A 6,177-nucleotide genomic window follows, 5' to 3' on the forward strand; every position below is an offset into this window, starting at 1 on the left:
CTGTCTCAGGCACCGACCCAACCCACTTCCAACAATGGAGAGTGACTATATGAGTACGTCTGGACGCGGGCTGCCACCCGAGAAGTACGAGTGGCTGCAACGCAAGCTGAAGGAATTCGCGCTCTCCCCGGAAGCGTGGATTTCGACCTTGATGAGTTACGGCATTTCCGCCGACTGCCTGACTGGCAAGGCAAGCGCCTGTCCGGTATGCGGAGGAGATGACCGTTTCACCTATGACAACAAGAGCGGCCGCGGCGACTGGGTGTGCCGAAAGTGCAACGAGGGCTACCCGATGGCTGGCGACGGCCTTCAGCTGATCGCTCGTGCGAACCGCATGGGGTTGTATCGACTGATGTGCCAGCTCGACGGCGGGTCACCGCCATCGTCGCGTGCACCGCTCAACACAGCGGCGCCAGCACCCAAGCGCAAGGCAGATCCTGCATTTGTCGCGAGGCGGCTGGATGGCATTTGGGATAGCGCGCGGGCGCAGGCTGTGGGCGATCTTTCAATGCGATATCTGCAGGAACGCGTGCCTGGCCTGTCGGCAGGACCGTCGCCGGCGCTGCGTCTTGGCATGCTCGAGTATCGGCATGAGAAGAAGCTGCTCGGAAAGTGGCCGGCAATCGCGGCGCGTTTCGAGCTGCCCGATGGGCGTCTCGGCACCTTGCATCGCACCTTCCTCGATCCGGTCGAACCTGCGAAGGCCACGATCGTGTCGCCGGATGGCGAGATCCTCGATGCAAAGCTCAACGACATGACGCTCAACCCCCTCGCGGGCGGCGCAGTGCGTTTGATGTCTCCCGTCGACGGAGAGATCGGTGTGGGCGAGGGGCTGGAGACGGTCTACGGCGCACACATGGAGTCTGGCGTGCCGGTGTGGAATTGCCTGAACCGCGTCCTGCTCTCGAAGTTCGTTGTCCCGGAAGGTCTCGGCATCAAGGTCGTGCACATCTTCATGGACTTCGATGACATCGATCCCAGGACGCGCCAGTCGCCGGGCGTGAGTGCTGGCCTGGTGCTCGCAAAGCGGTTGCGTGCTGAAGGCTACACGGTCGTGCCGCATCGACCGAAGCTTCGCGGCACTGACTTCGCGGATCAGTGGAAATCGCGCTGGATCGCAGCGCATGCATCAGTACCGCTCGCAAAGCAGGCCTGTCACGCACCGCGTGTTCCACTGGCCATCTGATTGACACCGGCTCGTCCGGTTTTTTCTTGAACCTGCCCGGTGGGGATTCGTCCCCGCTGGGGATGGACCGTCGGGCTCTTTTCTATCGAGGCAGAAATGAGCTTTTTTCAAATGAAGGTCGGCAACAAGTTCACGATCGTAGCGACCAACGGCGCAGCAAACGGTCACCAGCCGGTGCTGAAGTCAGCCGCGACTGGGTACGACGTGTTCGATCGCAGCAGCTGCAAGACGGTCTGCCGCGATCAGCCGTTCGATGAGGCATTTGACTTCTGCACGAGACGTCTCACGCTCGTGCAGATGAACCCTGTGCAATGAATACAACGCAAGAAAGAAAGGCGGACCACACAAGTGGGCCGCCTTTTTTTTCGTCCATACGAACCGTCGCACCTAAAGGAACATGCGCCGGCATCGAAAAAGCAGCGAGATAGCCGTGCGCGCGGCGAAGAAGAAACCAACAGCCCAGCCGAAGCCGATGCTTCCACCGGCGAAGAGAAACTTGCCCACGTCCTGCAAGCCTTCGGCATAGAGCCACACTCCGAACATGGCCAGCGCGTAGCAGGCGAGGGCGACGGCAGCGCGACGCGCGAGCCAATGCCACTGCATGAAAGTCGACCACGCGTATTCGATCCGGTTCATTACTCGTCCCCAACGTTGTGAGCGCCGTCAAACAGCACACCGCCAAACATCCAACCGGCGACGGCGACCGCGATCAGAGCGCAGATATAGACCCAGGTGAGGGGCTCGTCCAGGCGTTGGCCGTGGAGGATGGCGAAGAGGCGTTCGTATTCCATGTTGACTGCTCCTTTGTGATTCGCGCGTCGGTGCAGGAAGTTGCACCGGCATCTGAATTCATCATGACACGCCCATTCCGAAGTCAAGTCGCGGTGCGCTGATCCCTCCGTCCGCTGTCCCCGTGGCCTGTTCGCCAGCAGGCCGAAGGGACAGGGCGCGGCAAAGCGCCCCTCGCTTATTCAAACTGGGCGAAGTCGTCGCCGAGCGCGTCGCTGAACGCCGAGCCCGAATCGTCGAAGTCGGCCGACCGCACAGTCTGGAACGCTTCCAACGATTCCGCCGCCTCGCTTCCCGTTGTAGCGGGGGCAGTCGGGCTGCGGGACGCGATTGCGGCGGACCTTGCCGCAGCGGGCTGCGTTGGTGCAGCTTCTTGCTGAACCGGGCGCTCCTGCATGCTGGTCGCCGGCATGTAGGGTGGCTCTCGACGGTCTGTGGCACCACGCTCGACGGGGTGGGCATTGCCCATCGTCTCGTCCCATAGCCTGGCTTCAGCGAGCGCGCGGAACACGATAGCGCGCTCGCGAGGCGAGCTACATGCGCGAAGGCGCTGGTAGAGCTTCGGCGAGACAAGTGGATTGACCGTCACGGTCATCTCGATCTTGTCGCTCATGCTACGCGGCGCTCGCTTGCAAGGCGTTCGCCAACAAGCAGGAAACCTCTCGCGTTGGCCGTGCATGGGGAATCGATCACCTCGATCACAATGCGAGGGAACGCATGCCGGATCACGGATGCATACAGTCCCGCACCACCGCCGGAGAGGATGATCGATCGCACGTTCCGCAAATGACCGACGCTGTTCTGCATTTCCTTCACGACGTCGGTAACGATCGGACTGGCCTTCTCGAGATAAGGCGAGAGATCGACGTCCTTTCCGTAGAGAAGGAAAGGCTTGTGTTCGCGCAGCGCCTTGTCGATAAGCTCAATCTCAGTCACGTTATCGTCTTCGTCCACAGAGATCAGACGCGCGATGCGCTGATAGATCTGTGACGCGCCACCAGGCATACCGCCGCTGCGCGTGTCGTCCATTGCGAAACCGTTCGCATAGACCCAATCGGTCGTGAAATAGCCAACATCGATGACGAGATGCGCGTCGTCGCGATTGAAGCTGTCGCCACGCGTACTTGCAGCAAATACGAGTGAGCCTAGCGGCTGGGGGATCACGACGACCCGCTCGACGACCACTCGACCGGGGCCGAAGTCGTGTGCACCAGTAAAGCGTTCCTTCAGCGCGGCCGCATACTTCTTCATGTTGTGCACGGGCAGGCCAAGTACCAGACGGTCGATCTGCGTGACACCAGCAAAATGGATAGCGCCGAAAAGTAGCGCGGCATAGTTGTCGGTCATCACGTAGTCGTCGGCGAGAGCGCGGCCTGTCTTGCCATAGGCAGCACTCAGCGAAACGTCGGGTCCAACTTCATAGTTAATCCCGTCAATCTTGATAGTGACCACCTTTCGCGATGCGAGAACGCCTTCACCGAATCCAGAGAGCGAGTGGGTTGCAGCGAGCGGCGCGAGTGACGGAAACATGCCCGTCGCGACCGTGCTGCTCGCTGCGCGGTGTGCGTATTTGGTGTTGCCGTAGCCAACGTCGATAGCGAAGACTGCAGTTTTCATGGTGTCTATGTTTCCTGGTTGGAACGAATCGGGTGAACGACAAAGTTAGACATGAAGTCCGACTTCATCCGGGATCTCAAAAGGCTGTGGAGTCCAGTTTGAAATGGCGTGTTGCTGAGTCCAGTCTATCGAGCGCAGTGGGAAGTCAAGTTTCCAAAAGCGCGCAGGAACAGGTCATCTTTTGATCGCGCGCGATTGCATGGAGCGCCTATTCTTGTCAGTACCTGTCGCGCCCCTGGCGCATCGACCTGAAGTGCGAGGCACTTCGTGCGTCCTGTCTCCGGCCACCTCGGCCAACATCCCCCGCCCGTGAGGGCATCCTTTCCAAGACTGTCCGCGTGCCATCGTGACGCGGCTTTTTTTTCAATCAGATCAAGTCCACCCTGGCCCACTCTGAGGACCACTGGACAGTGCGATATCCATACGATCGGCGGCTGTCCGCCGGAATGCGGCGCAATGAGAAAAGGTGGGAGCGGACAGTTGGACAGTTCGCGCGCCCCTTTCTCGTGCGCCATACACACGTTCCTTCAGCCCACAGCGCTGGGTGCGTTCACGAAGCCCGACACACTGCGGCGGAGATGAACGTGCTTCGGAACGGGGGAGAGCCTGCGCGCTGGCCACGCCAGTGTTTCGCGCCTCCCTGTACGGAAGATAGAACGGTCCGCGCAGCCGTCACCAAAAGTGCGCAACAGGAATTGCCCGGCAGTTGGCTCGGGCACCCGCACGCCGGAAGGCGCTGCGTGGTGTCCAGGCGCGGTAACGCGTCCTTGGCCGGTCGGGTAGCCACAGCAGGCGGCAATGCATCACAGGCAGTATTCGCGGGAACGGTTTTGCGCGAAGCGCGATCCGGCCCGTGCCGCAGCAAGGTGGACAGTCGGAACGCATCTCTTCCGTGCGTCGGGCTGATCGGATGGAATCGCTAAAGGCAAGGAAGGCAACAAACCCGGCGCCGGGGTATCGGCGAAGCCGCACGGCGGCGAGAAGCAACGGGCCAGTGGGTGCGGCCGCAACGATGTCAGGCAGGGGCATCGGGCAGCACCGACTGGCGAAAACGGTCTGCGCGGGTTCGCGCGGAGCGCAACGGCAACGGAGGAATGATGGCGGCGATACTGAATGTGCGCGCCGTGGTGCGTGGCTACCGGCTGACGCCCAGGGTTGCACAGGCGCTGATAGACCTGTTCGACGAGCGCGTGGCGACGGTTCATAGCCCGACGCGCGTCAGCGGGAAGGCACTCTCGATCAAGACGCAAGAGCATCGGGTACGCGCGATGTGTGGCGCGTTGGTCGAGTTGCGTGAAGGTGGGTTCGCCCTGACAACGCCATGGAAGTTGCAGCGCAAGCATGTCGAATGGCTGGTTCGACGCTGGGTCGATGCGAAGCAGAGCGGGGGGACAATCGAGAACAAGCTGACGTATCTGCGCACGCTGGCTGACTGGATGAAGAAAGACCACCTGGTTGGCACGCTCGCGGACTACGTGGATCGAAAGGCAAAGGGGCTGGTCCGTTCGTACGTGGCCGAAGTTGACAAGTCATGGTCAGGCAACGGAATCAATGCCACGGAAAAGATCGCCGAGATTGCGATGACGTGTCCGCGCGTGGCCGTGCAACTGAGGCTGCAGGCGGCGTTTGGATTGAGGGTCCAGGAAAGTTTCCTTCTCAGGCCTGCCGAGGCGGTGAGGGATGCGGAGTTTCTTGGCGTCACGCGCGGCACGAAGGGCGGCCGTGACCGCGAAGTGCCGATTGAGGAAAAGATCGCGGTGCTCGAAGAGGCGGCGCGGTTGGCGAATCCGATGACAGGCTCAACGATTCCGGCGGATCGTACGCTGAAGCAATGGGGCGATAGATACAAGACGGTGCTACGGAAACATGGCGTCAACAAGAAGGGGTTGGGCGTGACGAGCCATGGACTTCGGCATCAATACCTGCAGGAACTCTATGAGAAAGTGAGTGGCGCTCCGGCACCGGTCAAGCTTGCGGGGACGCGTCCCGATCCCGCGTTGCACGAAGAGGCGATGCGTCGGGTTGTTGAGGCGGCGGGCCACAGCCGAGTGACCAAGGCAAATGCCTACCTCTCGACGTTCGCACGGCAGGAGCGACTGGCAAAGCCGTCGCCGAGCGTCGAGGACGCGGCGAAGGCGCTCGAGGCCGCCGGGGGAAACAAGACGCACGCTGCGAAGGCGCTAGGGATTTCGCGGCAAGCGCTGTACAGGTTGCTTGGCGCTTCGTGACCGCTATTTGTCTGGAGAAATGTTCGGCGACGCACCGATGCGCAAAACCACGTGGATATGATGGCAGTGCCTCGATGCGATCCGGGGGCGCGTCGAATGAGCACTCAAGAACCAACGATACGGGGCAACAGGGGGCACGGCCGCGAGGCACAATGTAGTCGTGTCTCTCAGGTTCTGGTCCCCTTGAAGCAAACACCCAGAACCCCTTGAACCGGCCTACGCGGCCGGTATTTTTTGTGCGCCGAGCATGCGCAACAGCTTGGGGGTGAGAGTCCCCTGCCCAGCCAGATGGGGCGAAGGGCTAGTGAAACGCAAGGGCGTCGTCGCGAGGCGGGGTCTGAAGGAAGCGTGTAGCAA

The 6,177-nt window shown here is 61.2% G+C and carries 7 protein-coding genes; 3 read left to right on the forward strand and 4 right to left on the reverse strand.

The window, feature by feature from the left end; genetic code table 11:
* Nucleotides 1-49 precede the first annotated feature (49 nt).
* Complete coding sequence (locus VSR72_RS30410; protein ID WP_342955980.1) at nt 50-1,186, forward strand: primase-helicase zinc-binding domain-containing protein; 1,137 nt, start codon at nt 50-52, stop codon at nt 1,184-1,186.
* Nucleotides 1,187-1,282: 96 nt separating this feature from the next.
* Nucleotides 1,283-1,501 (forward strand): hypothetical protein, encoded by a 219-nt coding sequence (locus tag VSR72_RS30415; protein ID WP_342955981.1) that lies wholly within the window; start codon nt 1,283-1,285, stop codon nt 1,499-1,501.
* A 72-nt stretch (nt 1,502-1,573) separates the two neighbouring features.
* Here the strand turns inward: VSR72_RS30415 and VSR72_RS30420 are convergent, their stop codons facing one another.
* The 4 genes from VSR72_RS30420 to VSR72_RS30435 all read right to left on the reverse strand — a co-directional run bounded on the left by VSR72_RS30420 (nt 1,574) and on the right by VSR72_RS30435 (nt 3,592).
* On the reverse strand, nt 1,574-1,822 hold the full coding sequence (locus tag VSR72_RS30420) for a hypothetical protein (protein WP_342955982.1): 249 nt from the start codon (nt 1,820-1,822) through the stop codon (nt 1,574-1,576).
* Entirely contained in the window at nt 1,822-1,977 is a 156-nt protein-coding gene (locus tag VSR72_RS30425) for a hypothetical protein (RefSeq protein ID WP_238467183.1), read from the reverse strand. The genes VSR72_RS30420 and VSR72_RS30425 overlap by 1 nt, the downstream gene beginning before the upstream one ends.
* Before the next feature lie 176 nt (nt 1,978-2,153).
* Nucleotides 2,154-2,588 (reverse strand): hypothetical protein, encoded by a 435-nt coding sequence (locus VSR72_RS30430; RefSeq protein WP_342955983.1) that lies wholly within the window; start codon nt 2,586-2,588, stop codon nt 2,154-2,156.
* Entirely contained in the window at nt 2,585-3,592 is a 1,008-nt protein-coding gene (locus VSR72_RS30435; protein WP_342955984.1) for a PRTRC system protein D, read from the reverse strand. The genes VSR72_RS30430 and VSR72_RS30435 overlap by 4 nt, the downstream gene beginning before the upstream one ends.
* A 1,097-nt stretch (nt 3,593-4,689) precedes the next feature.
* Between VSR72_RS30435 and VSR72_RS30440 the strand changes: the two genes are divergently transcribed.
* On the forward strand, nt 4,690-5,820 hold the full coding sequence (locus VSR72_RS30440) for an integrase domain-containing protein (protein ID WP_342955993.1): 1,131 nt from the start codon (nt 4,690-4,692) through the stop codon (nt 5,818-5,820).
* Nucleotides 5,821-6,177 lie beyond the last annotated feature (357 nt).

Origin of the sequence: Paraburkholderia sp. JHI869 (assembly GCF_038900775.1) — a bacterium.
Taxonomy (GTDB): domain Bacteria; phylum Pseudomonadota; class Gammaproteobacteria; order Burkholderiales; family Burkholderiaceae; genus Paraburkholderia.

Coding starts and splice junctions, on each gene's coding strand:
- VSR72_RS30410 (WP_342955980.1), top strand. CDS start 50: ATGAGTACGTCTGGACGCGGGCTGCCACCCGAGAAGTACGAGTGGCTG.
- VSR72_RS30415 (WP_342955981.1), top strand. CDS start 1,283: ATGAGCTTTTTTCAAATGAAGGTCGGCAACAAGTTCACGATCGTAGCG.
- VSR72_RS30420 (WP_342955982.1), bottom strand. CDS start 1,822: ATGAACCGGATCGAATACGCGTGGTCGACTTTCATGCAGTGGCATTGG.
- VSR72_RS30425 (WP_238467183.1), bottom strand. CDS start 1,977: ATGGAATACGAACGCCTCTTCGCCATCCTCCACGGCCAACGCCTGGAC.
- VSR72_RS30430 (WP_342955983.1), bottom strand. CDS start 2,588: ATGAGCGACAAGATCGAGATGACCGTGACGGTCAATCCACTTGTCTCG.
- VSR72_RS30435 (WP_342955984.1), bottom strand. CDS start 3,592: ATGAAAACTGCAGTCTTCGCTATCGACGTTGGCTACGGCAACACCAAA.
- VSR72_RS30440 (WP_342955993.1), top strand. CDS start 4,690: ATGGCGGCGATACTGAATGTGCGCGCCGTGGTGCGTGGCTACCGGCTG.